21 protein-coding genes and 1 pseudogene are annotated in these 25,676 nt (G+C 39.9%); 17 read left to right on the top strand and 5 right to left on the bottom strand.

Going from position 1 to position 25,676, the window contains the following annotated elements:
* Positions 1–265: 265 nt before the first annotated feature.
* Entirely contained in the window at positions 266–1,657 is a 1,392-nt protein-coding gene (locus AC1DSK_RS09575) for an amino acid permease (protein ID WP_016428891.1), read from the top strand.
* Positions 1,658–1,757: 100 nt separating this feature from the next.
* Here the strand turns inward: AC1DSK_RS09575 and AC1DSK_RS09570 are convergent, their stop codons facing one another.
* The 3 genes from AC1DSK_RS09570 to pgeF form a co-directional block, all read right to left on the bottom strand.
* The gene (locus AC1DSK_RS09570) at positions 1,758–2,303 is read right to left on the bottom strand and encodes an ECF transporter S component (RefSeq protein WP_477547862.1); all 546 of its coding nucleotides are present in this window, start codon (positions 2,301–2,303) and stop codon (positions 1,758–1,760) included.
* Positions 2,304–2,538: 235 nt separating this feature from the next.
* Positions 2,539–3,030, bottom strand: coding sequence for a hypothetical protein (locus AC1DSK_RS09565; protein WP_477547861.1), 492 nt, complete (start codon positions 3,028–3,030; stop codon positions 2,539–2,541).
* Between the two features lie 207 nt (positions 3,031–3,237).
* Entirely contained in the window at positions 3,238–4,011 is a 774-nt protein-coding gene (gene pgeF, locus AC1DSK_RS09560) for a peptidoglycan editing factor PgeF (RefSeq protein WP_477547860.1), read from the bottom strand.
* 216 nt (positions 4,012–4,227) lie between these two features.
* On the opposite strand from pgeF, the gene AC1DSK_RS09555 reads away from it, so the two are divergent.
* The 7 genes from AC1DSK_RS09555 to AC1DSK_RS09525 all read left to right on the top strand — a co-directional run bounded on the left by AC1DSK_RS09555 (position 4,228) and on the right by AC1DSK_RS09525 (position 11,813).
* Positions 4,228–4,803, top strand: a complete 576-nt coding sequence (locus tag AC1DSK_RS09555) for a hypothetical protein (RefSeq protein WP_477547859.1) — start codon at positions 4,228–4,230, stop codon at positions 4,801–4,803.
* A 176-nt stretch (positions 4,804–4,979) separates the two neighbouring features.
* The gene (locus tag AC1DSK_RS09550) at positions 4,980–6,029 is read left to right on the top strand and encodes an LLM class flavin-dependent oxidoreductase (protein ID WP_477547858.1); all 1,050 of its coding nucleotides are present in this window, start codon (positions 4,980–4,982) and stop codon (positions 6,027–6,029) included.
* A gap of 246 nt (positions 6,030–6,275) precedes the next feature.
* Positions 6,276–6,380, top strand: coding sequence for a LuxR C-terminal-related transcriptional regulator (locus AC1DSK_RS09545; protein WP_477547857.1), 105 nt, complete (start codon positions 6,276–6,278; stop codon positions 6,378–6,380).
* A 1,092-nt stretch (positions 6,381–7,472) separates the two neighbouring features.
* Entirely contained in the window at positions 7,473–8,660 is a 1,188-nt protein-coding gene (locus tag AC1DSK_RS09540) for a NupC/NupG family nucleoside CNT transporter (protein WP_016428879.1), read from the top strand.
* A gap of 129 nt (positions 8,661–8,789) precedes the next feature.
* Entirely contained in the window at positions 8,790–10,184 is a 1,395-nt protein-coding gene (locus AC1DSK_RS09535) for an MATE family efflux transporter (protein WP_477547856.1), read from the top strand.
* Positions 10,185–10,316: 132 nt separating this feature from the next.
* On the top strand, positions 10,317–10,544 hold the full coding sequence (locus AC1DSK_RS09530; RefSeq protein WP_477547855.1) for a hypothetical protein: 228 nt from the start codon (positions 10,317–10,319) through the stop codon (positions 10,542–10,544).
* Positions 10,545–10,940: 396 nt separating this feature from the next.
* Positions 10,941–11,813, top strand: a complete 873-nt coding sequence (locus tag AC1DSK_RS09525; RefSeq protein WP_477547854.1) for a proline iminopeptidase-family hydrolase — start codon at positions 10,941–10,943, stop codon at positions 11,811–11,813.
* Between the two features lie 72 nt (positions 11,814–11,885).
* On the opposite strand, the gene AC1DSK_RS09520 is transcribed toward AC1DSK_RS09525, so the two are convergent.
* Positions 11,886–12,119, bottom strand: coding sequence for a hypothetical protein (locus AC1DSK_RS09520; RefSeq protein ID WP_342542565.1), 234 nt, complete (start codon positions 12,117–12,119; stop codon positions 11,886–11,888).
* 271 nt (positions 12,120–12,390) lie between these two features.
* On the opposite strand from AC1DSK_RS09520, the gene AC1DSK_RS09515 reads away from it, so the two are divergent.
* The 5 genes and pseudogenes from AC1DSK_RS09515 to AC1DSK_RS09495 all read left to right on the top strand — a co-directional run bounded on the left by AC1DSK_RS09515 (position 12,391) and on the right by AC1DSK_RS09495 (position 16,171).
* Positions 12,391–12,819 carry a DUF1801 domain-containing protein gene (locus tag AC1DSK_RS09515; protein WP_477547853.1) on the top strand — a complete coding sequence of 143 codons (429 nt, stop codon included), beginning with the start codon at positions 12,391–12,393 and terminating at the stop codon, positions 12,817–12,819.
* A gap of 55 nt (positions 12,820–12,874) precedes the next feature.
* A complete protein-coding gene (locus tag AC1DSK_RS09510; RefSeq protein WP_477547852.1) occupies positions 12,875–13,906 on the top strand; it encodes a phosphotransferase enzyme family protein in 1,032 nt (343 codons plus the stop codon).
* 49 nt (positions 13,907–13,955) lie between these two features.
* Positions 13,956–14,280: pseudogene (gene msrA, locus AC1DSK_RS09505) on the top strand (peptide-methionine (S)-S-oxide reductase MsrA); the annotation flags it as partial.
* A gap of 55 nt (positions 14,281–14,335) precedes the next feature.
* Positions 14,336–14,596 (top strand): hypothetical protein, encoded by a 261-nt coding sequence (locus AC1DSK_RS09500; protein ID WP_477547851.1) that lies wholly within the window; start codon positions 14,336–14,338, stop codon positions 14,594–14,596.
* Positions 14,597–14,911: 315 nt separating this feature from the next.
* Positions 14,912–16,171 carry an ATP-binding protein gene (locus AC1DSK_RS09495; RefSeq protein ID WP_477547850.1) on the top strand — a complete coding sequence of 420 codons (1,260 nt, stop codon included), beginning with the start codon at positions 14,912–14,914 and terminating at the stop codon, positions 16,169–16,171.
* A gap of 255 nt (positions 16,172–16,426) precedes the next feature.
* On the opposite strand, the gene AC1DSK_RS09490 is transcribed toward AC1DSK_RS09495, so the two are convergent.
* The gene (locus AC1DSK_RS09490) at positions 16,427–16,570 is read right to left on the bottom strand and encodes a hypothetical protein (RefSeq protein WP_016428866.1); all 144 of its coding nucleotides are present in this window, start codon (positions 16,568–16,570) and stop codon (positions 16,427–16,429) included.
* A gap of 368 nt (positions 16,571–16,938) precedes the next feature.
* Here AC1DSK_RS09490 and gltB point away from each other — a divergent pair, with 368 nt between their 5' ends.
* From gltB to AC1DSK_RS09470, 4 genes are all read left to right on the top strand, one after another.
* Complete coding sequence (gene gltB / locus AC1DSK_RS09485) at positions 16,939–21,531, top strand: glutamate synthase large subunit (protein ID WP_477547849.1); 4,593 nt, start codon at positions 16,939–16,941, stop codon at positions 21,529–21,531.
* A 22-nt stretch (positions 21,532–21,553) separates the two neighbouring features.
* A complete protein-coding gene (locus tag AC1DSK_RS09480; protein WP_477547848.1) occupies positions 21,554–23,041 on the top strand; it encodes a glutamate synthase subunit beta in 1,488 nt (495 codons plus the stop codon).
* Positions 23,042–23,240: 199 nt separating this feature from the next.
* Positions 23,241–24,041, top strand: coding sequence for an ABC transporter ATP-binding protein (locus tag AC1DSK_RS09475; RefSeq protein ID WP_477547847.1), 801 nt, complete (start codon positions 23,241–23,243; stop codon positions 24,039–24,041).
* On the top strand, positions 24,034–25,674 hold the full coding sequence (locus tag AC1DSK_RS09470) for a hypothetical protein (protein ID WP_477547846.1): 1,641 nt from the start codon (positions 24,034–24,036) through the stop codon (positions 25,672–25,674). The genes AC1DSK_RS09475 and AC1DSK_RS09470 overlap by 8 nt, the downstream gene beginning before the upstream one ends.
* Positions 25,675–25,676 lie beyond the last annotated feature (2 nt).

Raw genomic sequence — 25,676 nt, 5'->3', positions numbered from 1 at the left:
AATATTATTACTATTTTGAAATAAAAATTATTTTGTTTCTAACATAGTTACTGTTTTATATATAGTCGAAAGATACTGATTATACCAGTGTTTTCCTGAAAAATACATTTGTATTCTGTCGGATAATTTATTATTATAAGACAAGTAAATTACTTTTAAAATATATTGAAAGTGACGCTCCCTTCATCATTTTTAATACCGAATAGAGATATTAGTAGCTTGCTGTTAATTGAAGCAATTTTATAGTCTAAGAGGAGGAAATTGAATGGCAAACAAAGAATTAAAGAGAGGCTTGGAAGCGCGTCATATTCAGATGATTGCTTTGGGAGGTACAATTGGTGTTGGTTTATTTATGGGTTCAGCCAGCACAATTAAATGGACGGGTCCGTCTGTAATGCTTGCTTATGCAATAACAGGGATTTTTATCTTTTTCATAATGCGTGCAATGGGAGAAATGTTATATTTAGAGCCAAGTACAGGTTCATATGCGACATTTGGCCATAAGTACATTCATCCCTTAGCGGGGTATATGACGGCATGGAGTAACTGGTTCCAGTGGGTAATTGTTGGGATGTCAGAAATTATAGCTGTTGGGGCATACATGAAGTACTGGTTCCCAGACCTGCCTGCTTGGATACCAGGTCTTATCGCAATAGTGATTCTGGGTGCAGCTAACTTAGTTTCTGTTAAAGTATTTGGTGAATTTGAATTTTGGTTTGCGATGATTAAAATCGTTACAATTGTATTGATGATTATTGCTGGGTTTGGCCTTATTTTCTTCGGATTTGGTAATGGAGGAAATGCAATCGGATTATCTAACCTTTGGGAACATGGCGGCTTCTTTACAGGTGGCTGGACAGGCTTCTTCTTTGCGCTATCACTAGTTATTGGGGCTTATCAAGGTGTCGAACTAATTGGGATTACAGCTGGTGAAGCGAAAGATCCGCAAAAAACATTAACGAAAGCCATTCAAAGTCTTATTTGGCGTATTTTAATTTTCTACATTGGTGCGATTTTTGTTATAGTAACAGTTTATCCTTGGGATCAGCTGAGTTCGATTGGTAGCCCATTTGTAGCAACTTTTGCGAAAGTGGGTATTACAGCCGCCGCCGGACTTATTAACTTTGTCGTCATCACAGCGGCGTTGTCAGGCTGTAACAGTGGTATTTATAGTGCAGGACGTATGCTTTATACATTAGGGATAAATGGACAAGCACCAAAGTTCTTTACAAAACTATCTCGTAATGGAGTGCCTATATTTAGTTTGCTTGGTGTAATGCTTGGTTTAATAGTTGGCGTTGTGCTAAGTTACATTGCACCAGAAAATTTATTTGTGTATGTATACAGTGCAAGTGTACTGCCTGGTATGATTCCGTGGTTTGTCATTCTAATTAGTCAAATTCAATTCCGAAAAAGAAAAGGGGCTGAAATGGATAATCATCCATTCAAAATGCCTTTTGCACCGGTGACAAACTACATTACCATCGCCTTTTTAATTATAGTTTTAGTTGGCATGTGGTTTAATGAGGACACACGGATGTCGCTTATTGCAGGTATTGTGTTCTTATGTCTTGTTGTCATTAGTTTTTACGCTTTTCGAATCGGCAAGCGTGTTCCAATAGATACTCAAAAAGATGATCAAGTGACTAACCGATAATTCACTTTCTAAAAAACAATAGTAAAGGGGAAGGCTTAATAACAAAGCCTTCCCCTTTTTAGGTTATATAAAAATTGTTATATGGTGTTTAACAATAGTACTACTTAAAAAAAGGAACCTTTTTCAGTGCAATAGCTACAGGAATGGCTACAATGATCCCGACAACATTTTGAACGATGTTTCCAGGAATAGAGGCCACAGGTGCAATCCAGTTACCATATAGAACCCCTTCACAAAGGTAATAAACCGCTAACATCACAGGAATAGAAACAATAGTAGCGAGTAGATTGAAAGCAACACTGCTACCATTGCGACCGTTCGACCAAGCAATTTTTCCAACTATATATCCTTGTAAGCCGCGAGCCACAATGGTGAAGGGTGCCCACAATGTCCAATTAGAGACTATGTCGAATAACCCCATCCCAACAGCACCAGCGATGGCTGCTTTTTTAGGACCAAATAAAATGGAGGCAATGAAGAGCATAGCTGTTCCAAGATGAACTAAACCGCCATTCGCCGTAATAGGTAGTTTGATATTTAATAAGAGTGTAGCAACGAATACAAGTGCAATTAACATAGACGTTAAAATTAAATCAAATGTGCGAGTGCGTGAGATTGAGCTTGAATAACTTTGTGTATTTTGCATAGTTTAACCCTTCTTTGCGTTTTTTTGAATTCACTGATAACAGTAGCAAAGGGCTGGACTATTTAAAAGTATCAGTTTATAGCAAAATGTAGGGGTCAGATTAAGGTGCTACCGGCATAAAAAAAATAAACGGAAGAAAAAATCTCCCGTCTTTTTTGTCTCTTACATTATTTCGATGAACCCTACCATGAACGAATAAATAAAAATCGTAAGTTCCATGCGGATTCCTTTAAATTCAACACCAAACAATAATTCCATATGGCGTGGTCTGTGCCGGAATGCTTCTCGTAGTTGGACCATAGATGACAATCAGGTCTCGATTCGTAATATTCCGTGTGAATGGTTGCCCATTCCTAGATACAATCGGAGTATAAGGAGAGAGATTTAATTTTAATTGTCCATCCTGACTTTCCAATTGGCTATTGAAGTAATCGACTTTCACATCTTGATAAGGATTATCTTTCACGATGATAAGTGCCCGGTATTGCGGTGGATAAATGAGAGGAACAGGGGCATTTCCATCATAGTACCCGGTTACCCGGTCTCCCACAGCGACCATCTCCTGGTTAACAAAATAAGTGGTCGGCGATACCACGAAATTTACTGAAGCTCCAGCACCATTATCTACTGACATCAACGTATAGCAACCTTCTCCTTCACCATTTGCTCCTATCATGAAATCACTGATTTCCGTGACCGTTCCCTGGAAAGATAAAAAATTGACCAAATTTGTACCTCCATCGTTATGAAATTATCTCCTATGCTATGCGTACACTTGTAGGTGTGTGAAATGTATTTAGATTCCATTTTGAAAAATGGGAATTAAAGGACTGTCAAAAAAGATGAATTTCCATTGAAATAGGAGCATTAACCAAGGTCGAGCTGTAACAATAAGAAAGCACATCAACTTTTTAATGTTGATGTGCTTTTAAAATTATTCCGGGTCATTCCCTTTTTTCATAATAAAACTCAAATGCCTTCCGCTTTGTTTGTCTTGGCGATAAGAGAAGCCATCCGGACTAACAAACGTGCACGTACGGTCAATCGTAATTTGCTCTGATGGGATGCCTGCTAATTCACATTGCTTTTTCACGGTTGATTGATTGTCAATGTGATACTTGTGGGTTTGATCATTGTAATACATAAAATCATCGGCGTAGCCAAGGTCTTTGAATTTTACATACACATTTTCATCAACTTCAAATTTTTCTTGGCTCAGCGCTGCACCAATATGGACATGTAAATCACTTGGGTTACAACGTTCAACTTGATTTAAATGCTCAAAAAGTTTTAATGAGATTTCTTTGACGGTACCTTGCCAGCCGGAATGAATAACGCCTATCAGGCCAGTCACTTCATTGTAAAAAATCACAGGAACACAATCAGCTGTGAAGCTGCTTAGCAAGATATTAGGCTCATACGTATACAGGGCATCTGTATCCGCAATGGCTGTATCAACCTGATTCGCGCCGCGTCCTTTATCATCAAGCGTTACACGATGGAAATTCGCACTATGTGTCTGATTCGCACACACGAAAGTATCCAGTTCGCATTGCAAGTAAGCAGCTAATTTCTTGCGGTTTTCCACTATGTCGGCCGTGGTTTCACAGGCATGAAGAGCCATATTGTTGTGCTCCAATTCGACTTCATCTTTCATGGTCATTCCTGCAATAAATTTTTCATTGTTTAAGTATATGTTTGTTTTCATATCATCACCTGATTTTACTATATATCAGTGTTCTGTTGATGTATAGGGCGGTATACACGTGGTTTTTCTGAGTGGAGAACGGGAAAAAGAAATAGTAACAATTCTCATTCAGACAATACTGGGTAACGGGATATAGATGCAAGCATACGAGGTGAAAAGCAAAATTCAACTATTCAGTTCAATCTTAATAAGCCATAAGAATGGGGATGAATAAATATGAAAAAGACTGGGGAGGAACGCTTTATATTACAAAATACTGAAACGGATATTCGATTATTAGATTTTTGGAAATGGAATCAATCGGACATCTTAAATAATTCTCTTCGAGGAATCCTAGCAGAATTTATTGTTTCAAAAGCTGTAAATGCCATTAATGAAACGAGAGTCGAATGGGATGCCTACGACCTTTTAACAGCTGATGGTATCAAAATTGAAGTAAAATCTGCAGCTTACCTGCAATCATGGCAGCAATCAAAGAATTCAATAATTCAATACAATATTCGACCTACATTGACGTGGGAAGCTAGTACGAATACGTATGCGACCGAGATTAAGCGAACAGCAGATGTATATGTTTTTTGCTTATTGAACGAACAGGATCGTCAACTCGTAAATCCATTAGATTTGGATCAATGGGAATTCTTTGTACTCGCCACAGAACAAATAAACCGTGAAAAAGGAAGCCAAAAAACGATAGGTTTAAACGGAATTTTGAAAATGGAGCCCATTATGACAGGATTTGATGGAATTAAGGATGCTGTAAAACGGGTGTTATGCAATGGGAAAAATTAAAATCTTCAAAACCTTAATTAGCAGTTGCCCATGAAAATTCTTAAATAAACGTGCGATTTTCAATTTGCTTGAAAGAAATCCTTCGAAAGGAAAATATCTCGAAAATGAAGTATATTAAAGAAAATATAAAATTTATTCATTTCAGAAAACGGTGAATTATATAGGGGGTCTTGTTAATGGAGATAGGAATCAGCACGTTTGTAGAAACAACACCTGATGTTAAAACCGGTAAAGTAATCAGCCACGCACAACGGTTGCGTGAAGTCGTGGAGGAAATTGTGTTTGCCGATCAAGTTGGATTGGATGTATTTGGGGTTGGGGAGCATCATCGTCATGATTTTGCGGCCTCTTCGCCAGCAATTGTGTTGGCAGCTGCAGCATCACAGACAAAGAGAATCCGATTGACGAGTGCGGTCACTGTGCTTTCATCTGCAGATCCAGTCCGGGTATTCCAGGACTTTGCTACACTTGATGGTATCTCGAATGGGCGTGCGGAAATTATGGCTGGACGGGGTTCTTTTATCGAATCCTTTCCGCTGTTTGGCTATGATTTAGAGGACTATAACGAACTGTTTGAAGAAAAGTTGGACTTGCTGCTGAAATTACAGAAGTCCGAAATCGTGTCATGGTCTGGAAAGCATCGTCCAGCCATTGATAATGTTGGTATATATCCGCGTCCTGTTCAAGATCCTTTGCCTATATGGATTGGTAGCGGGGGTAATAGTGAATCGGTCGTCCGCGCAGGACTTTTGGGACTGCCACTGGTTTTGGCAATAATAGGAGGACGCCCCGTGCAGTTTGCCCCACTTGTTCAGCTCTATAAACAAGCAGCGGCTAAGGCAGGTCATGACGTATCAAAATTACCGATTGCCTCCCATTCACACGGGTTTATTGCAGAGGATAATGAGACGGCAGCAGATAAATTTTTCCCACCGACTCAGCAAGTCATGAACGTCCTTGGACGGGAGAGAGGCTGGGGTCATTACGACCGTGCGGCATTCGATGCAGCTCGGAGTTTTAAAGGGGCATTGTATGTAGGGGATTCGGAAACCGTTGCCCAAAAGATCATACACCTGCGTAAAAATGTAGGGATTACACGCTTTATGCTACATGTACCCGTTGGGACGATGCCTCATGCTGATGTGATGAAGGCCATTGAACTGTTAGGAACGGAAGTGGCACCGATCGTTCGGGAAGAAGTCGCAAAATGGGAAGACACACAGTAAGCATCTATTGCTACAGATTCATGGTCTAGAGAATATTTGTTTATGTCCTATGTATACGAAATCATCATATAAATAAATTAAAAAGGCCGTAATATACAGGATTCAGAAACAATCCTTGTATATTACGGCCTTAAAAAGTTGCCTAAATTCACTTTGAAAGTCTAACCGCGTTTGCATTATGGATTAGTGTCGAATTTTCTTCATCACGAATGAATTATCACCATAAGTAGTATATTCTGGTGGACATTGACGGAAGGAACAGTGAAAAATTATATTTCAAATATTTATTCAAAATTAGAAGTTACGGGAAGGCATAAAGCGGTGTTCAAGGCAAAAGAACAAGGATTTTAATCAGTGGTACGTGTAAGTGAAACTCGAAAAACAAAAGACAGACTTCGTTTGCAGAAGTCTGTCTTTTGTTTTTTAAAATAAATCTGTTGAATTCTTTATAAAATAATAAAGGACATAAAACCAACTAAAAAACCCGTGTACAATGGCCCAACCAATAGACTTATAAGCCGTGTACGAGATAACCATCGAAAGGCAAGTTCCAAAACCGATTCCTTTCTTTACGACATCTGCAGTTTTCTGTACCTTTGTAATTTTATTCCCCCCATATCTCCACGTTATGACAAAGTATGGGGAGTTATGCGAAATCGTTCGAACGCCTAATAAGGAGTTGCTTCCTCTGAGTTCTGGATGAGGATCATATACTGAAAATAATTGGTTGTGCCTTCTTCGATTGCTCGATCGTTAAGGAAGAAAGCTTGATTGTTAAATGATTAAAATCATAAAAAAACCGAGTAATTTTAAAATAAAATCTTGTTAACCTAAGAAATATATGGAAAAATGACAACAATCAAAGTTGAAAGATGAAGCATTGGGTTATCAAAGAGAAACAGTGTTCTGGCACCTGTTCTTTCTGCTCGGTTGTTGTCATTATGTCCAATTCCTAATTGAAACGGCAATTAAAATCAGTTAAGTATAAGTTTTCAAAATTAAAGAGAATCCAATTTGATATAGTATATTGTTTAAGTGTCTCTCTAGAGATGCTTTTTTTGTTGTCAATTTTTTATAATCGTCCGTAGCTTTGGTTTTTGGAGCACGTATATAAAACCTCTTGATTATGTTAAACATAACTCTATTCAGCGATTCGTCGTAATCCTAACGAGTGTGTAAAATGCTCTGTACCAACACTTAATTTTTTTTAAAAAAATTGTGCTTTTCCAATCGTGTACCGTTTTAAGAAAACGATTTCATTTATCAATGTATTTAGTTAAAAGTATGGGAAAAGCTAAATTTTAAGGGATATCATAGGAATTGAAAATTCCGTGGTGACATGGATAATCTACATTGGATTTGCAGTTTTTGAATAATGACACACATTGTTTAACAAATCAGAGGATGTAAAATAATAAACTGATGAAATGGGGAGTAATCAACATGACAGGAATATTAACAGCAATCTTATCAGTTATTGTATTACTTGGAGCGGCGTTCTTAATGTCGAATGATAAGAAAAACATCAACTATAGAGCAGTAGTAATCTTGTTTGTAGCTCAGCTTGTTACAGCTTATGCCATGCTTAATACAGCAATTGGTGGACAGGTAGTAAAAGCAGTTACTGACTTTTTCGCTAAGTTGATGGTATTTGGTAATGAAGGGATCGCTTTTGTCTTTGGTGGCTTTGTGTTTGAGAATGACAGACCAGTATTCTTTATCTCGGTTTTATTGCTGATTGTATTTACATCCACGTTGCTAAGTGTATTGACATACATCAGAATTTTACCTCTTATGATCAAGTATCTTGGAGGAGCAGTTTCTAAATTAACAGGTCTTCCTGTAATTGAATCTTTCTCTACTGTAGCCTCTTCAATCTTTGGAGATACAGGAGCTTTAATCGCAGTAAAGAACCATATTCCTAAAATGAATAAGAACAGATTATTTATTGCTACTACAGCATCTCTGACAAGTGTATCAGCATCCATTGTAGGAGCTTATATGACGATGATACCTTCTGAATACGTACTGGTAGCTCTACCTCTTAATATAATGTCAGGTTTACTACTTGCCTCTATGGTGGCTCCGGCTCAATCAGTTGAAGGTGAAGAAATAAGAGTTAAAGATATGATTAATGATAAGTCTCTATTCGAGGCAATTGGCAATGGTGCCATCGATGGGATGAAAGTTGCAGGAATTGTAGGAGCTATGCTTATTGCATACATCTCTCTTATTGCAATGGTTAACTTTGTTCTTACATCAACTATTGGTATAGACTTGACTACAATTATGGGGTTTGTATTATCACCTGTAGCTTGGTTAATGGGTGTACCAGCTAATGAAATGGTACAAGCAGGCGGGGTAATGGGAACAAAAATCATCTCTAATGAGTTTGTTGCCATGTTGGGCTTCCAAGAAATGATCCCTAACTTGTCTGCAAAAACTGTAGGCGTTGTATCAGCATTCTTAATCTCATTTGCTAACTTTAGTTCTATTGGAATCATCATCGGAACAGTACAGGCAATTGATGAAAAACAATCAGGGGTTGTAGCCAAGTTTGGCCTCAAGATGTTGTTAGTTGCTACAATGGCATCGGTACTAACAGCTACAGTCGTTGGACTATTCATCTAACACAACTTTGCTGAAGAAATGACCTATCTGAAAAATAGCTGAGACAAGTAACCACTGTGTTACTTGTCTTTCTTTTTGTCCTAGTAATTGATAAGATAACATATTGTTACTTGGGAAGTAGGTGAAAAAATGGCAACCATTAAAGCAGAGAACAAGCCAATGGAGAAGTTGAAATTATTCAGCCTGACATGGCCTATTTTTTTAGAAATTTTTCTTTTTATGTTAATGGGAATTGTAGATACGTTCATGCTGAGTGCCCTTTCGGATGATGCCGTATCGGGAGTCGGTGCAGCAAATCAATATATACACATTGCCATTTTAGTACTCGAAGTTGTCGGAACAGGTGCTGCGATTGTGGTTTCACAATATCTCGGTTCCAAGAGGTATATCGAAGCATCAAAAATATCCGGGCTAGCCGTTACATTAAATCTTGGGATTGGTCTTGTAATAAGCGCTGGATACTTGTTGTTTGCGCGAAGCATGATGTCGGCCATGAATTTACAAGGCGAGGTATTGGCGTATGCAGAACAATATTTGTCCATTGTAGGAGGCGCAATCTTTCTTCAGGCCATCATTAATTCGTTAGCGGCCATTATACGTGTACACGGGTGGACCAAACAAACGATGTATGTTTCGTTGGGCATGAACATTATTCACGTAATCGGTAACTATTTGCTGATTTTCGGGAAATTCGGATTCCCTGAAATGGGGGTTCAAGGTGCCGCCATCTCTTCAGTCATCAGTCGCTTCCTTGCACTCATTGTGTTCTTCTGGTTACTCTATCAAGTCATGGAATATCGAGTGAAATTTCACTATTACATTAACCTGTCCAAAGAATACATTGGCAAAATCCTGCACATCGGGATTCCGGCAGCGTTTGAGCAAGTTATGTATCAAGCGTGTCAAATTGTCTTCTTGTATTATGCGACTTATCTAGGAGCGGAAGCTTTAGCTGCCAGACAATATGCGATGAATATTTCCATGTTCACATTCTTATTTGCCATCGCGATTGGTATGGGAACCGCTATCATCGTTGGGCGATTGGTCGGGGCAAATGAAAAAGAAGAAGCATATTCGCGATTATGGAAGAGTTTAAAATCAGCTCTTATCTTTACGCTATGTATGGTCATTCTTGTTATGATTTTCCGCAATCAGCTGATCGGGTTGTTTACGGATAATCCAGAAGTCATCAAAATAGCGTCCACTGTTCTGTTGCTCAGTATCCTTCTGGAAACGGGACGGACAATGAATATCGTCATCATCAATTCCTTGCGCGCTGCAGGAGATGCTAAATTCCCAGTACTAATAGGAGTCTTTTCAATGGTGTTGATGAGTTTGCCTTTAGGCTATCTCTTCGTTTTTCATTTGAATATGGGGCTGCCAGGAATTTGGTTGGCCATTGCTGCAGATGAATGGACACGAGGGATCATTATGTATTTTAGATGGAAGAGCAGAGCTTGGGAAAAATATGCCCTTGTTCATCCTGAAGTTTCAGAGACAACACAAACGATAATTTCAAGTTAAGAAAACTAAAGGCTATGTAACGATTGGGTTCAACCTCACAAATACGGTGGTTGGACCCTTTTTTTATTCATATGGGAGGAGTGCGCGATTGAGAAAACAGAAAAAATCGATAATATTCTGAATGTGCTGCATTTGATTGAACCAGAAGTAGAGTACTTTCCAGACGTATTTAGCAATGAAAGACGCTTGGAAAAAAGATTTCCACGTTTTGCACAGACGATTGGTGACATGATGCAAGGGTATCACCATGTCCCTGAATTAGCGTTGCATATATTAAAGTATTTAGAAGATGTTTTTCCTATCAATCAGAGGATGGGTGAAGAAATTAGACGTTTGGCCAATTTATGTGTAGCTGAGTGAAGATTTCAAATAGGTAAGGAGAGTAGAATGAAGGGGTTTTTAATTGGCAGTCAGATTTTTTATGTGCTGTGTCTGATTCCTTGGTTCGTGATTTGGGGCTTGTCGTTTATGAGTTTTGATAATGGGTTTAGCGTATGGAACGTTTCATTTGTTCTCGTGATTGGATTTTACCCGATAGCCGTTATCCTCTGTTCCATTTTTTCCTGGCTTCTGCATATACAGAGAAAACGAACCGCCATTATCATCAATTCGATTCCAATGCTATGGGTTGCGGGTCTCGGTGTATTACTGTTGATGGTTAATTTTTCATGAAGACCTTATAAAACGTTTGCAGCTATTGTTCTATACTAAAAATAGTAGTAACTTTACAGAAACAAATACAAAAGGGGTTATCACATGAAGCATCTCTCAGAAGGATTCGTTCCTGTTACAGGAGGAAATGTTTATTATCGAAAGACAGGGGATGGACCTGGAGTTCCACTGCTGGTTTTACATGGGGGACCAGGCGGAATGAGCCGGGAATCTGATCCTCTTAGGGAACTGGGTGACGACAGACCGGTCATTCATTATGATCAATTGGGATGTGGGAATTCAGATCGTCCGGAAGATCTTTCATTATGGACGGTTGAACGCTATGTGGAAGAATTAGCTCAAGTGAGAGAAGCTCTTGGATTGGATGAAGTGCATATTCTCGGACATTCATGGGGAACTATGCTTGCCGCTGCATACCTTCTTGAACAACCGAAAGGCGTAAAAAGTGTTATTTTCTCTAGCCCGTGTCTTAATTCAAGCATGTGGGAACGCGACCAGCGCGAATACTTGAAACAGTTACCTCAAGAATCACAGGATATCATCGAAAGAAGCGAACGGGAGAATACAACTGATTCAGCAGAGTATCATCAAGCGATGATTCAATTTTATGAACGACATGTCTGCAGATTGTTGCCTTGGCCTGAAGAACTTCTGGCAAATATGTCGAAAGGCAATCATCAAATCTATGGCTACATGTGGGGTGCGTCAGAATTTACCGTGACAGGAACATTAAAAAGCTTTGATGTCACCGATAGATTGCATGAAATCGACATACCAAGCCTCTTTACGTGTGGACGCTATGATGAAGCAACACCGAATACAACAGAATACTATTCGAGCTTAGTTCCAGATTCCGAGTTTCATGTATTCGAAAACAGCTCTCATATGCCAGGAGTTGAAGAGCCTCAAGACTATGCAAAAGTAGTAAGAGCGTTTTTAAACATTCAGGCAAAATAAGCACAAAAAATCCCTCCAATCAGTAAATGATTGGAGGGATTTGATGTTTTCAATCGTTTGATACAGAAAACCTTACATTTTGCCTTCTTTAATCCAAAGCCAATTACGAAAGGCACCAAATATCGAAACGAATAACAGTGCGCCAAGCAAAATTAAATAAACAATTAAGCGATTGTTTTCTTTGATTTCTTCCAAATGTAGTCCAAACCACAATAACAGTCCTAAAAATAACACCCACATAAGAATGTTCGGCCCAATTAACAGTAATCTTAATCCTTTGTCGTTCGGATTTTTTTTATCTTCCATTTCAACATCATCCTTCCTTTGCCGAATTCGATGAATCCCAGAAAAGATTCAACACTTTGATATTAAAAAGTATAACCCATATTCAACTTCAGAGCATTTGAAATTCTAGTAGCAAAGGTTTTCGTGAAAATACTATAAGAAGAAATCTTTTGTCAGATTCCTAAAAGGTATGTTTCAAAAATAAAGGATTTCATACTTGTAAAATCGAAAAGGAAGTACATAACCAGATTTGACGACACATGTTTTTAGTGAAAAGGAAGGACAAACATAGATGACATATGAATTGAAAACGAAGGAAACTGATCGCAGTGTAATTGAGTTCATTGAAGGAGTGGATCATCCGAAAAAGCGGGAAGATGCATACAAATTGCTCGACATCTTCAAAGAAACTTCAGGCTATGAGGCGAAACTGTGGGGACCGAGCATAATTGGATTCGGTAGATACCATTATAAATATCCGACAGGACATGGAGGTGATGCCCCTCTCGTAGGATTTTCACCACGCAAAGCGAAAATCAGCTTGTACTTTGCGACGGGTGATACCGAACGTGAGCAGCTGCTCGAAAAGTTTGGCAAACACACGTCAGGAAAAGCCTGCGTGTATATTAACAAACTAGACGATATTGACGTGGATGTAATGAAAGAGTTGATCCATCAATCCATCACATTTTTGCAAAACATGTATCCTGAAAGTTCATGAATGGCAATTGTGATAGTTCATACAACAATAAATAAAGATTAACGGGGGAATAATTATGGAACAATGGGTGGAAAATCTTTTTACAAAAGAGGTTTTGGAGGATGCGGCAACACGATACGGAGCGGATGCAACGGACGCCAAGAGGCTAGGGGATTTCGAGAATTATGTATATGAAGTAAAACGGGATGGCAAACCATTTATATTAAGGCTGACACACTCCTCGCATCGTTCAAAATCGGAAGTAGAAGGCGAACTGACGTGGATTAACTTTCTAAACGGGCACGGAATCAACGTGTCACTTGTACATAAGTCTGTAAAAGGTGAACTCGTCGAAGAATTATCGGTTGGTGATTCTTATTTCTATGTCTGCTTGTTTGATAAGGCACCTGGAACTCCAGTTAAAATGAAGGATCCTCAATTTGGGCCGGAACTTTTTGAAAAATGGGGAGCTATTACAGCGAAAATGCACTTAGTCACCGAAGATTATGAAGCGTCGGGGACAGAGCGTTTAAGTTGGGAACAGGATGATTTAATTGAGCTCGACAAATATATTGATCCCGTAAAAGATCAAGCAATTGTTGAAGGCAATCGTAATCTTGTCGCGGAGATTCAACAATTGCCACAAACAAAGGAAACATTTGGTTTGATTCACTCGGACATACATCCTGGCAACTTCTTCTACCATGACGGCGACATTCACGTATTTGATTTCGATGATGCGATGTATTTTTATTTTGTGAGCGATATTGCCATACCGGTCTATTACACAACGTGGTGGAAGTACGGAGAAGAATCGCTTGAAACACGCTCAGCTTTTGGCACTGAAGTATTGACCCATTTCCTGAAAGGTTATTTGAATGTAAGAGCCATACCGCTAGAATGGATTGAGCGTTTGCCTTTATTCTTGAAGATGCGCGACTATACATTGTATGGAGTTTTCCACAAGAAGGTCGACCTAGCAAACAATGAACGTGTAAATGAGCTCGTAGTTGGTATTCGCAATCGTCTAATTAAGGACGAACCGATCGTAGACTTGGATTACCCGGCGATTTGGGAACAATCATTACGTGCCCCATTAAACAAATAGAGACTAACATACGAAACTCGCTACGTTTGCGGGCGGGTGTTTCTGGTGCATGGTGTCGCCATTTGATGAGCAGACGGGTATTCTTGATGTGGTCTCAGGTTACACAGGTGGCCTCGTTGAGAACCCTACATATGAAGAAGTGCACATGCACACAACTGGTCATTATGAAGCGGTATAAATAACATATAATCCAACTGTCTTCCCATACGAAAATTGGATGATTTGTTTTGGCAACAAATCAATCCAACCGATGCGGAAGGTCAGTTCAACGACCGTGGTGTTGCATACTGTACGGCAATTTTTTATCATGACCAGAGTCAAAATCAGAGCCTACGGCGAGTGGTCGCTATAAAGAGCCCATCGTAACCGAGATTTAGCCTACACAGCCATTTTACAAAGCAGAATAGAATTAAATAGTGGAGGGATAAAGTGAGTCAAATGATAAATGTATTTAATAGGTTATTCGGTATTTTAATAATTAGTTTGTCATTGCTTGCGGGTGCCATTATTTCACAAAATTCTAGGACAGATGGTGGAGATCCGCCTACTATGACTGTAGTTTTAGTTATAATTGTTTTTGTAATAGGTCTTGCATTGTTTTTTTCTGGTGGTAGAAATAAGGAAAATGAAGCTGAGTATGAGTATTCTAACGAAGAAATAGAAAAGGAATTAGAAGAATTTAATAAATAACTTATTATGCTAACGGGTGCGTTCGTATTATAAGGTCAACTAGTTTTTACTGGTTGACCTTATTTTTATAGGATTTAAGATATCAGTAGCCAGGGTAGGACGTACGGGTGCGTGGGACGATGATCCCATGAACTAAACTGTCCCCCTACTTAACGAATTTATTTATTTCCTCCTTTCATAATTTTTTTAAAAAAATTAATATAAATTTCGCAATATTCATACTTTTCATCTGGGTAAAATCATGTATAATCATAATAATATTTTGTTAATTATACTTAATAGACATTTATTTTAATGGAAAGAAGGGGATAGAGCATGTGGATACATACACTGTTATTAAATGCATTCATTATTATCCTTTGTATTTTTTGCTATCAAATATTTTGGTTAGATAAAGATAGTAATAAAGTACGTAATAAGGTATTGATTTCCTTTCTTTCATCAATTTCTACTGTTCTTTGTATAACGTTCCCCTTTAGTTTTCATTTGGGATATATTTATGATTTACGGCTTATTCCTATCCTTTTAGCTTTTCTATATGGAGGTTTAAGAAGCTTTATTTTTGTCACCTTTGTATATCTTTCTTACCGTTTTTACTTAGGAGGAAACGGCTTTTTCCCATCATTTATTATTATGGTTATTTTGTTCGTTTCTATTATTGTAATAGTTTATTTTGTTGAACCGGCAAAGTTAGAGAAAAGGAGAAAATTCTTCGGCACACTGCTAATTCTTATTAGCACTATTACTTTTTCTGTTTTTGCTATAATGACCGAAATAAAAATAGATGGAACGGCCGGCTATGTTCGTATGCAATTTTTATGCAGTTATATAGTAATCAATATCCTTACGGGATTATTTTCTATTTATTTAATTGAAGGAATGATTGAAAAGTATAAAATGAAAGAAAAAATTCAAAGGGCAGAAAAATTTTATGTAATAAGTGAATTGGCCGCCTCTTTTGCTCACGAGATTCGAAATCCACTAACAACTATATCTGGATTTACACAGTTGGTTCATAAAAATGAAATCTCGGAAACACATAAGGATGAGTATTTACAAGTCATTCAGCAGGAGTTAGAAAAGGCACAGCTCATTATTGACGATTATTTATCATTAGGAAAACCACAAAATAATGTTATAAAAGACTCGTTAAATATTAGGCTAATTGTCAATCAAGTAATAAATAATATTTCACCGCTAGCAAGCTTACATAATATTGAAATCAAAAGCAGTATTAATGATTCACTTTCTATAAATGCAAATGCCGATAAAATTAAACAGTGTTTAATTAACATAATAAAAAACGGGATTGAAGCCATGGCAAATGGCGGGATGCTACGAATTAATGTAAAAAAGAGAAAGAATAGTATTGTAATTGAGATTATCGATTCAGGTATTGGAATGTCTCCTGAGGAGATAAAGCGAATCGCCATGCCGTTTTATTCATTAAAAGAGGAGGGGACTGGGCTCGGCACTATGATTGCATATGGAATTATTAAAGAATTAAACGGGGATATAGAAATAAAAAGTGAAAAAGGGAAGGGAACATGTTTTTCAATTATTATTCCTTCATAATAAAAGAGCCTGACTGTGTTTCACTTTTATTTGGCTAAATCCCCAGGACAGATTGGACATTTATTCATTGAACTGGGAAAGCGAACCGCTATTGTGGCAACAAACCTATTTATGAAACCGTTGGCATTCGTGCCTGCGGTTTTTTTAACCTCTTTTTTAGATCAAAAATTTCTTGGGATTTTTTTAAGGGAATGCTTATTTGTTTAAATAACAAAAAAACGAAGAGATCTCAATCTCTTCGTTTAGATGACTAAGTCATCCACCTATATCGTTTTCCCCGTTGTCTTCTAACATCGGGTCCTCGACTTCAATTTCATCCGCTTTATCATCCTCACCGCAAGCACCTAATAATAATGCAGCTGCCAGTGGCATGGCTAGAAATTTAGCTTTCGTTTTCATGATTAACCTCCCTTAGAAATTTACATATGTATAGTTTACCCAACTTCTCCTATCTAAACTCCTAATTCATAAATCGAGTTGTTGAAGATGAATAAGACTGTTTAGAAGAAAAAATACAATAGAACATTAGATAATGAAAAACGCGAGTATGTATGCATTTATGGTGCATATAATAAAAAAATGAACAGAAAATGACAGCGTTTTCATTTATATTTATCGAAGAAAATGAATAAATAATATTATTCGAATTGTGTGTTAATGTAGTTTTGTGATATACTTTCCAAAATTGAAAGTGTGCATACAGTGAAGAACCCCTTCATGAAAAGAGTGAACATCTTTCAGCAGATTAATAGAAAGGAGATGTTATCATGACGAAGTTTGGATATCCCGCACCTCAAGGTTTATACAATCCTGAGCAAGAGCACGAAGCTTGCGGGATTGGGATGCTTGCCAATATCAACGGTAGAAAGACACATGGTATCGTACAGAATGCCATCAACATGCTTTGCAATATGGAGCATCGCGGTGGGCAATCCGCTGACACGAGTACAGGAGACGGAGCTGGGATATTAACGCAGATTCCCCATCGTTTTTTTAAAAAACAATGTGAGAAGGAGAACATCGTGTTGCCTAGAGAAGGCGAATATGGTGTTGGCATGGTTTATTTACCTAAAGAGCACGATTTGCGCATGAAAAGCAAAGAAGTTTTTGAGCAGATTATTGCTGAAGAAGGTCAACTGTTTCTGGGATGGCGCCCTGTTCCAATCAACGACTCATTTGTAGGGAAAGTAGCGACAAAAACCAAACCTGCCATTAGGCAATTATTTATTCAAGTATCTGAAGATATTAAAGATCAAATGGATTTTGAACGAAAGCTTTATGTGATTCGCAAACGAATTGAAAAAGAGTTAGCAAGTGTGAAGGGCTTTGAGGATGTTTACATTTGTAGTTTATCGACGCGCACTATAGTCTACAAAGGCATGCTGATCCCCGAACAACTTGATTCGTTTTACATCGACTTAAATCATCCGGAATTTAAATCCGCTTTAGCACTTGTTCATTCCCGCTTTAGTACAAATACCTTCCCGAGCTGGAAGAGATCTCACCCGAATCGATATACCATCCACAATGGTGAATTTAATACATTAAGAGGCAATGTCAACTGGATGCGAGCACGTGAGCAACTATGCGAATCGAAGTTTTTCAGTCAGGAAGATTTGTTAAAAGTATTACCTGTCATCGATGCTGACGGCAGTGATTCGTCGATGTTTGATAATTGCTTTGAATTTTTACATCTATCAGGACGTTCCTTGGCCCATACAGCTATGATGATGGTGCCAGAACCTTGGTCGAATGATCAGACCATCAAAGAAGAAAAACGTGATTTTTACGAATACCACAGTACATTGATGGAACCTTGGGATGGCCCGGCTGCACTGGTATTTACAGATGGCAACCAAATCTGTGCGTGTCTTGATCGAAATGGACTGAGACCTGCCCGTTATTATGTAACTAAGGGTGGCATGATTGTCCTGGGCTCCGAAGTTGGCGCATTGGATATTTTCGCCGATGATATCGAATACAAGGGAAGACTTGCACCTGGTAAAATTCTTTTGGTTGATTTGGAAAAAGGAACAATCATTCCGGATGAAGAAATTAAACTACAAATTGCTTCTGAACAGCCATATAAAGAGTGGCTGAAAAATATGAAAGATTTAGAGGATTTACCTGAAGCAGTGGAACAACCACCCGTGTACATGGGAGAAGAACTGTTAAAACAACAGCTTGTATTTGGCTATACAAGAGAAGAACTCAATAAAATCATTAAGCCCCTCGTAATGGAAGGCAAAGATCCAGTCGGTTCCATGGGCTATGATTCCCCACTAGCCGTTTTATCGAAAAAACCACAATTACTCTATAACTACTTTAAGCAGCTCTTTGCTCAAGTAACAAATCCACCCATAGATGCCATTCGCGAAAAAATCGTGACGATGGTCGATACCACGATAGGTGCTGAAGGGAACTTGGTAAAACCAGGTCCAGAGAGCTGTAGGCATATTCGTTTGAAAACACCGGTCCTGACAAATCAACAACTCCAAAAACTAAGAACGCAACAAATGGAAGGCTTTAAATCCATTACATTCTCGACGCTGTTTGACGCAACATCAAGCGAAAGTAACGAATGCAATTTAGAAAAAGCACTCGACGCATTGTTTGTTAAAGCTGACCAGGCAGTTCAAGCAGGACATACGTTGTTGATTCTATCCGATCGTGGCACGTCGGAAAAATATGCAGCCATTCCGGCACTACTCGCGGTATCGGGGTTGCATCATCATCTCATTCGCCAAGGTACGCGTACAAAAATTAGTATTTTAATAGAGTCAGGAGAACCGAGAGAAGTTCATCATTTTGCTACCTTACTCGGTTACGGGGCTGAAGGTATCAATCCATATTTAGCATTTGATTCAGTACGAAGCCTGATGGATAAAGGTGAAATCGCCATGGAGTCCTTTGACCAGGCAGTAGCTAACTATATTCATTCAGTAACAGACGGAGTCATTAAAGTCCTTTCCAAAATGGGGATTTCTACGATTCAAAGTTATCGTGGTGCTCAAATTTTTGAAGCGGTTGGCATTCACATGGATGTCATCGAGAAGTATTTCACACGAACATCTTCACGGCTTGGTGGAATCGGCATCCAAATGATTGAAAAAGAAGTGCTTATGCGACATGAAATGGCGTTTGGCGAAAATCGTGGGAACAATCAGGCTCTGGAGGCTGGTGATGAATTCCAATACCGTGCGAACGGGGAAGACCATCAATACAATCCTAGTACCATCCACACGCTTCAACATGCTTGCCGTACAAATAACTACGACTTGTTCAAAAAGTACACGAAATTGTTAACTGATGAAACAACCAACTTACAATCATTGCGTGGACTTTTAAAATTTAAGAAAGTACAGTCCGTGCCGATTGAAGAGGTAGAATCCGTTGAGACAATTTGTCGACGATTTAAAACGGGTGCCATGTCGTATGGATCCATTTCGAAAGAAGCACATGAAGCATTGGCGATTGCCATGAACCGCGTAGGCGGAAGAAGTAACACAGGTGAAGGCGGGGAAGATATCGACCGTTACACACCTGATTCAAATGGAGATTCCAGACGAAGTGCAATTAAACAAGTGGCATCAGGCCGATTTGGGGTGACGAGCCATTACCTTGTCAATGCCGATGAAATCCAAATCAAAGTGGCTCAAGGGGCAAAACCAGGTGAAGGTGGGCATTTGCCTGGCAAGAAAGTATATCCGTGGATTGCAGAAGTCCGTGGCTCTACGCCTGGGGTTGAACTCATTTCACCTCCACCGCATCACGATATCTATTCCATTGAGGATTTAGCCGAGCTTATTCATAATTTGAAAAATGCTAATCCACAAGCACGTATCAGCGTTAAATTGGTATCCGCTGTTGGGGTGGGAACAATTGCTGCTGGTGTCGCAAAAGGAAGAGCAGACCTTGTATTAATCAGTGGATATGATGGTGGTACGGGGGCGGCACCTCGTACGAGTCTGAAACATACAGGGCTACCATGGGAAATCGGTTTAGCTGAAACGCACCAGACCTTGCTATTAAATGGACTTCGTGATCGAATCGTTGTGGAAACAGACGGGAAAATGATGACCGGAAGAGATGTAGTATTGGCCACACTTCTCGGAGCAGAAGAGTATGGATTCTCGACCGCTCCACTTGTAGTCCTAGGATGTGTCATGATGCGCGTATGTCATATGGATACATGTCCAGTAGGAATTGCGACGCAAAATCCTGAACTGCGTAAGAAATTTACGGGGGATGCTGAACATGTCGCGAACTTTATGCGTTTTGTTGCCACTGAAACGAGAGAGCTGATGGCTGAACTTGGTTTCAGAACAATCAACGAAATGGTGGGACGCACAGATGCACTTGAAGTAAACGAAGCGATTGACCATTGGAAAGCGAAAGACATCGACTTGTCTGCACTCCTTTACTCACCTAAACTGCCAGCAAAAGTAGGTCGCTATCACACAGTAGACCAAGACCATGATTTAGAGAAAACGCTCGATTTCCAGGAGCTGATACCGATTTGTCGAAATGCCATCGAAAAACAACAACCAATCGAATTTACAACCGCTATTCGAAATATTAACCGGGTAACCGGAACAATGCTCGGCAGCGAAATCACGCGACGATACGGTGAAAAAGGACTACCTGAGGATACCATTCGTCTGACGTTAAAAGGATCTGCAGGTCAAAGCTTTGGTGCATTTATTCCCCGGGGAATAACGCTTCGACTCGTTGGAGATTCGAATGACTTTGTTGGAAAAGGATTGTCTGGCGGGAAAATCATCGTTCATCCCGATCCAGTGGTCACATTCCCACCCGAGAAAAATATTATCATCGGTAACGTTGCTTTTTACGGGGCTTCAGCCGGGGAGGCATATATCCAAGGAGTCGCTGGAGAGCGTTTCTGTGTCCGTAATAGTGGTGCCAACGTAGTGGTAGAGGGAGTTGGCGATCATGGCTGTGAATATATGACGGGTGGAAAAGTGGTCGTTCTTGGCTCAACCGGACGCAATTTCGCTGCAGGGATGTCTGGTGGTGTAGCGTATGTCTTTGACGAAGATGGAACATTCCTATCCAAGTGCAATGCGGAGCTCGTTCATATCCAGCCAATTGAAAATAATGAAGAGTTGAATGAGCTCTTCTCAATGATTGAAAAGCATGTGGATTATACAAGCAGTGGACTGGGCAAACGCATTTTAACTTACTGGGAGAAATACTCATCACAATTTGTGCGAGTTATTCCGAAATCCTATTTAACGATAAACGATCGAATCAAAGAGCTTCACGATAGTGGCTTAACGGTATTCGATGCACAAATGACTGCATTTGAGGAAAGTAAAAAAGTAGGAGCGGAAAAATAATCTGGCGAAAAGGAGGGATACGATGGGAAGGCCAACTGGATTTATGGAGTATGAGCGTCATTCGCAACGAGAACGTGAACCGCAACATCGTGTAAAGGATTGGCAGGATTATACTGCACCGATGACGGAACAGGAAGTGCAGATACAAGCGGCACGCTGCATGGATTGCGGAGTGCCTACATGCCATACAGGAACAGAAATCAACGGGGTGACATCCGGTTGTCCGGTATATCACTTGATACCTGAATGGAATGACCTTGTCTATCAGGGACAATGGCAGGAAGCCTTGAAGCGTGAACATGAAATGAACAACTTCCCTGAATTTACAGGCACTGCTTGTCCCGCTCCATGTGAAGGTGCGTGTGTCCTTGGAATAAACGAACCTCCTGTTGCCATTCGTACCGTAGAACGTGCCATTATCGAAAAAGGTTTTGAAGAAGGTTGGGTTGTTCCTGAGCCTCCCGAAAAACGTACAGGAAAAAAAGTAGCGGTCATCGGATCAGGACCAGCTGGTCTTGCTGCGGCAGCGCAATTAAATAAAGCAGGGCACTGGGTAACGGTTTTCGAACGTAACGATCGCGTAGGCGGATTGTTGACGTATGGAATTCCTGAAATGAAATTGCCATACGAAATGGTGGAACGACGGGTTGCCTTATTGATTAAAGAAGGCATTACGTTCATTACCAAAACAGAAGTTGGAAAGAACTACCCTGCTGAAAAACTGCAAACCGAGTTTGATGCGACCATTTTATGTGGAGGGGCAACGGTTCATCGTGACATCCAAGTGGAGGGTCGAGAATTAAGAGGTATTCATTTCGCCATGGACTTCCTTCATGCCAATACTAAAAGTTTGCTGGATTCAAATCTTCAAGATGGCAATTTCCTTTCAGCGGAGGGCAAAGATGTCGTTGTAATTGGGGGTGGCGATACAGGGACAGATTGTCTGGCGACAGCCGTTCGTCATGATTGCAAAAGTTTAACGCAGTTTGATATTTACGATAAAAAAGGTGCGGTGCGTGACGAGTTGGGCAATCCTTGGCCACAATATCCCATCATCCATCGTATGGAGTATGGCCAAAAGGAGGCGGCCAGTAAATTTGGAGAAGACCCACGCGCCTATGCCGTTCAAACCACACATTTTGTAGGGAACAAAGATGGTCACGTCAAAGAAGTTCACACTATTAATGTAAAACTCCGCATCGATGAAAATGGAAACCGTGTCCGCGAAGAAATTCCGGGGACCGAGAAAGTATGGCCAGCTGATCTTGTTTTGCTTGCCATAGGGTTTAATGGTCCGGAGCAAGGACTTCTTCAGCAATTGAATGTTGAAACAAACCGAAACTCTACGGTCAAGGCGGAATACGGCAAGTATGCAACAAATGTGGAAGGTGTTTTTTCTGCAGGTGATATGCGTCGCGGACAAAGCTTGATTGTATGGGCCATTAACGAAGGGCGTGAAGTAGCGAGGGAATGTGATCGCTATTTGATGGGAACAACAGTACTGCCATAGGTATACAAATAGGAGTGTACTTCCACAACGGAAAGTATGCTCCTTTTTCATTTTACACACGTCACATTTGATGGCGGGTGTATCTTAACCTTTGTCGACATGTTGCATTTTTTGCCTACAGCATTAAATGAATTGGATAAATTGTATAGGTATATCCAAATGTTGGAATCGTGTTAAACTGGTAATAGGGGGAATTAACATGAATGGATCGAGAGAAAAGATATTGTCACTGACCGATTTGAAGATGAATTACGGAAATAAATCCGTCTTAAAAGGAATCAATTTGGACGTTTACCGAGGTCAAATCATTGGCTATATTGGGCCGAATGGAGCAGGGAAAAGTACCACCGTTAAAATTATGTTGGGCCTGATTAATGGATACAAGGGAAAAGTGGAGATTTTCGGTCAGGATATTATTGACGGTGACATTACATATAAGAAAAAAATTGGCTATGTTCCTGAAAATGCGGAACTGTATGAGACCTTAACGCCACGGGAATATTTGACGTTCACAGGTGAGCTTTATGGGCTTGATCGAAAAGAAGCAGAGCACAAAGCACTCGACTTGCTGAGGGATTTTGGACTAGAGAAAGTGTATGACAGCCGCATATCTTCCTTTTCGAAGGGAATGAAACAAAAAGTCTTGATTATCTCAAGCTTGTTACATGACCCGGATTTATTATTTTTCGATGAACCGCTGAGCGGGCTTGATGCCAACAGCATGATGGTCGTCAAGGAAATGATCACATTGCTTGCAGCTGCAGGCAAAACCATCTTCTATTCGTCCCACATCATGGATGTCGTCGAAAAAATCAGTACTCGTATTATCCTTCTAGTGGAAGGCGCGATTGTAGCAGATGGAACGTTCGAGGAGCTGGTCATGAAAAGTGAACAAGGGTCTCTAGAAGACATTTTCAATCAATTGACGGGTTTTAATGAACATCGGAATATTGCCGTACGCCTTGTCACGACAATGGCGGGGGGACAGCAGAATGGATAATTTTCGCTCACTGAGAATGCTGGATGCATTTCGTAAATTGTTCATAGCAGTAGGTATTGATTACGACGTCATGCGAAAAATTCTTCAATTGAAGCTTACGATGGATGACCGTCGTGTACCAACCATTTTCGATGGAGCCAATCCAGAAGAAGGAGAAAATCACTTCCTGAAATCATTGGGCATATATGCACTCTACGGGTTGATTTTGATTCCCTTCATCCTGCTTGGTGAAAACTATATGATTCAATTAAGCCTGGTCTTCGGCATCATCATCTTCATCCTAATGACCACCATGATCACCGACTTTTCAACCGTTTTGTTGGATTTAAGGGATAAAACCATGTTGAATAGCCGACCGGTTGACAATCGGACCATCCAGGCTGCCAAGACCATTCATGTGCTAATTTATATGGTGTCAATTACCTGTGCTTTTGTTACTATTCCGGTAGCTGTCAGTTTGTTCAGCCAAGGTCCCTTATTTGCTCTGTTGTTTGTGGGGGTCTTAATTTTTGTTAGCCTGTTCGTTGTAGTGTTAACGGCACTGTTGTATTTGTTGGTGTTGAAATTTTTTGATGGCGAGCGTCTTAAAGACATCATCAACTATGTCCAAATCATCTTGAGCATCGGCATCTTCTTGGGGTACCAACTTGTTGGGAGGTCAGTTGAGTTCACCATGTCAGGATTTATTTATCAATTCGACTGGTGGCATCTCTTTGTTCCTGCCTTCTGGTTCGGTGCCCCATTCGAACTTTTGTTGCGCGGGGATTTTTCCACACCATTGATTGGATTATCCATCCTAGCATTACTGGTTCCGGTCATTTCATTGATTGTTTACTTGAAGATGATGCCTTCATTCGAACGGAATTTGCAAAAGTTGCTGACTCACTCAAGCAAAAGCAAGAAGAGATGGAGTGGCGTTAACGAATTGTGGGCAAAGATTCTATGTCGAACAAATGAAGAACGAGCGATGTTCCGTTTTGCAGGATTGATGATGGAGAAGGACAGGGAATTCAAACTGAAGGTTTATCCGGGATTGGCCTTGTCACTTTTCATCCCCTTCCTATTCGTGGTGAATCAAACCCGCTTTAGTTCCATGGAGGAAGTTTCAAGTGGGAACGGATACTTATCAATTTACTTCTGTAATTTTATGATACCTGCAGTCATTCAAATGCTTCAATACTCAGGAAACGACAAAGCAAGCTGGATATTCAAGACCACTCCCATTGAGCAGATTACGTCAACATATAGCGCGACACTAAAATCGTTCATCGTGAAACTGTATATGCCAATCTTCCTTGTCGTTAGCATCGGTTTTACTTGGTTGTTTTCGGTCAGTCTCCTGCCGCAGTTGGTCATTATCTTCCTAGCTGGTATCGTACAGACTCTCGTGACCTACAAACTGCTCGACAATGAGATTCATCCTTTTTCTAAGTCGTTCAAATTCATTAAAGAAGCCAAATCCGCCAAAACCTTCTTGCTCGCTTTAGTCACCGGACTCTTTTACGGAGCTCATCACTTAGCATTGAAGGTCCCTTACGTATTACCCATCTATTTTATTGTCCTACTGGGAGCTGTCGTCATCGGTTGGGCACTCATCTTCCCAAAAACATCTTCAAAGCCTTTGGTTAGATGAGA

The sequence above is a fragment of the Paenisporosarcina sp. P4_B8 genome (genome assembly GCF_056402175.1).
This window is presented reverse-complemented; position numbering and strand designations above follow the sequence as displayed.

What these genes read in the sequence shown, in the direction of transcription:
- AC1DSK_RS09575 (WP_016428891.1), top strand. Translation starts at nt 266, where the DNA reads ATGGCAAACAAAGAATTAAAGAGAGGCTTGGAAGCGCGTCATATTCAG.
- AC1DSK_RS09570 (WP_477547862.1), bottom strand. Translation starts at nt 2,303, where the DNA reads ATGCAAAATACACAAAGTTATTCAAGCTCAATCTCACGCACTCGCACA.
- pgeF (WP_477547860.1), bottom strand. Translation starts at nt 4,011, where the DNA reads ATGAAAACAAACATATACTTAAACAATGAAAAATTTATTGCAGGAATG.
- AC1DSK_RS09555 (WP_477547859.1), top strand. Translation starts at nt 4,228, where the DNA reads ATGAAAAAGACTGGGGAGGAACGCTTTATATTACAAAATACTGAAACG.
- AC1DSK_RS09550 (WP_477547858.1), top strand. Translation starts at nt 4,980, where the DNA reads ATGGAGATAGGAATCAGCACGTTTGTAGAAACAACACCTGATGTTAAA.
- AC1DSK_RS09540 (WP_016428879.1), top strand. Translation starts at nt 7,473, where the DNA reads ATGACAGGAATATTAACAGCAATCTTATCAGTTATTGTATTACTTGGA.
- AC1DSK_RS09535 (WP_477547856.1), top strand. Translation starts at nt 8,790, where the DNA reads ATGGCAACCATTAAAGCAGAGAACAAGCCAATGGAGAAGTTGAAATTA.
- AC1DSK_RS09525 (WP_477547854.1), top strand. Translation starts at nt 10,941, where the DNA reads ATGAAGCATCTCTCAGAAGGATTCGTTCCTGTTACAGGAGGAAATGTT.
- AC1DSK_RS09520 (WP_342542565.1), bottom strand. Translation starts at nt 12,119, where the DNA reads ATGGAAGATAAAAAAAATCCGAACGACAAAGGATTAAGATTACTGTTA.
- AC1DSK_RS09515 (WP_477547853.1), top strand. Translation starts at nt 12,391, where the DNA reads ATGACATATGAATTGAAAACGAAGGAAACTGATCGCAGTGTAATTGAG.
- AC1DSK_RS09510 (WP_477547852.1), top strand. Translation starts at nt 12,875, where the DNA reads ATGGAACAATGGGTGGAAAATCTTTTTACAAAAGAGGTTTTGGAGGAT.
- AC1DSK_RS09495 (WP_477547850.1), top strand. Translation starts at nt 14,912, where the DNA reads ATGTGGATACATACACTGTTATTAAATGCATTCATTATTATCCTTTGT.
- AC1DSK_RS09490 (WP_016428866.1), bottom strand. Translation starts at nt 16,570, where the DNA reads ATGAAAACGAAAGCTAAATTTCTAGCCATGCCACTGGCAGCTGCATTA.
- gltB (WP_477547849.1), top strand. Translation starts at nt 16,939, where the DNA reads ATGACGAAGTTTGGATATCCCGCACCTCAAGGTTTATACAATCCTGAG.
- AC1DSK_RS09480 (WP_477547848.1), top strand. Translation starts at nt 21,554, where the DNA reads ATGGGAAGGCCAACTGGATTTATGGAGTATGAGCGTCATTCGCAACGA.
- AC1DSK_RS09475 (WP_477547847.1), top strand. Translation starts at nt 23,241, where the DNA reads ATGAATGGATCGAGAGAAAAGATATTGTCACTGACCGATTTGAAGATG.
- AC1DSK_RS09470 (WP_477547846.1), top strand. Translation starts at nt 24,034, where the DNA reads ATGGATAATTTTCGCTCACTGAGAATGCTGGATGCATTTCGTAAATTG.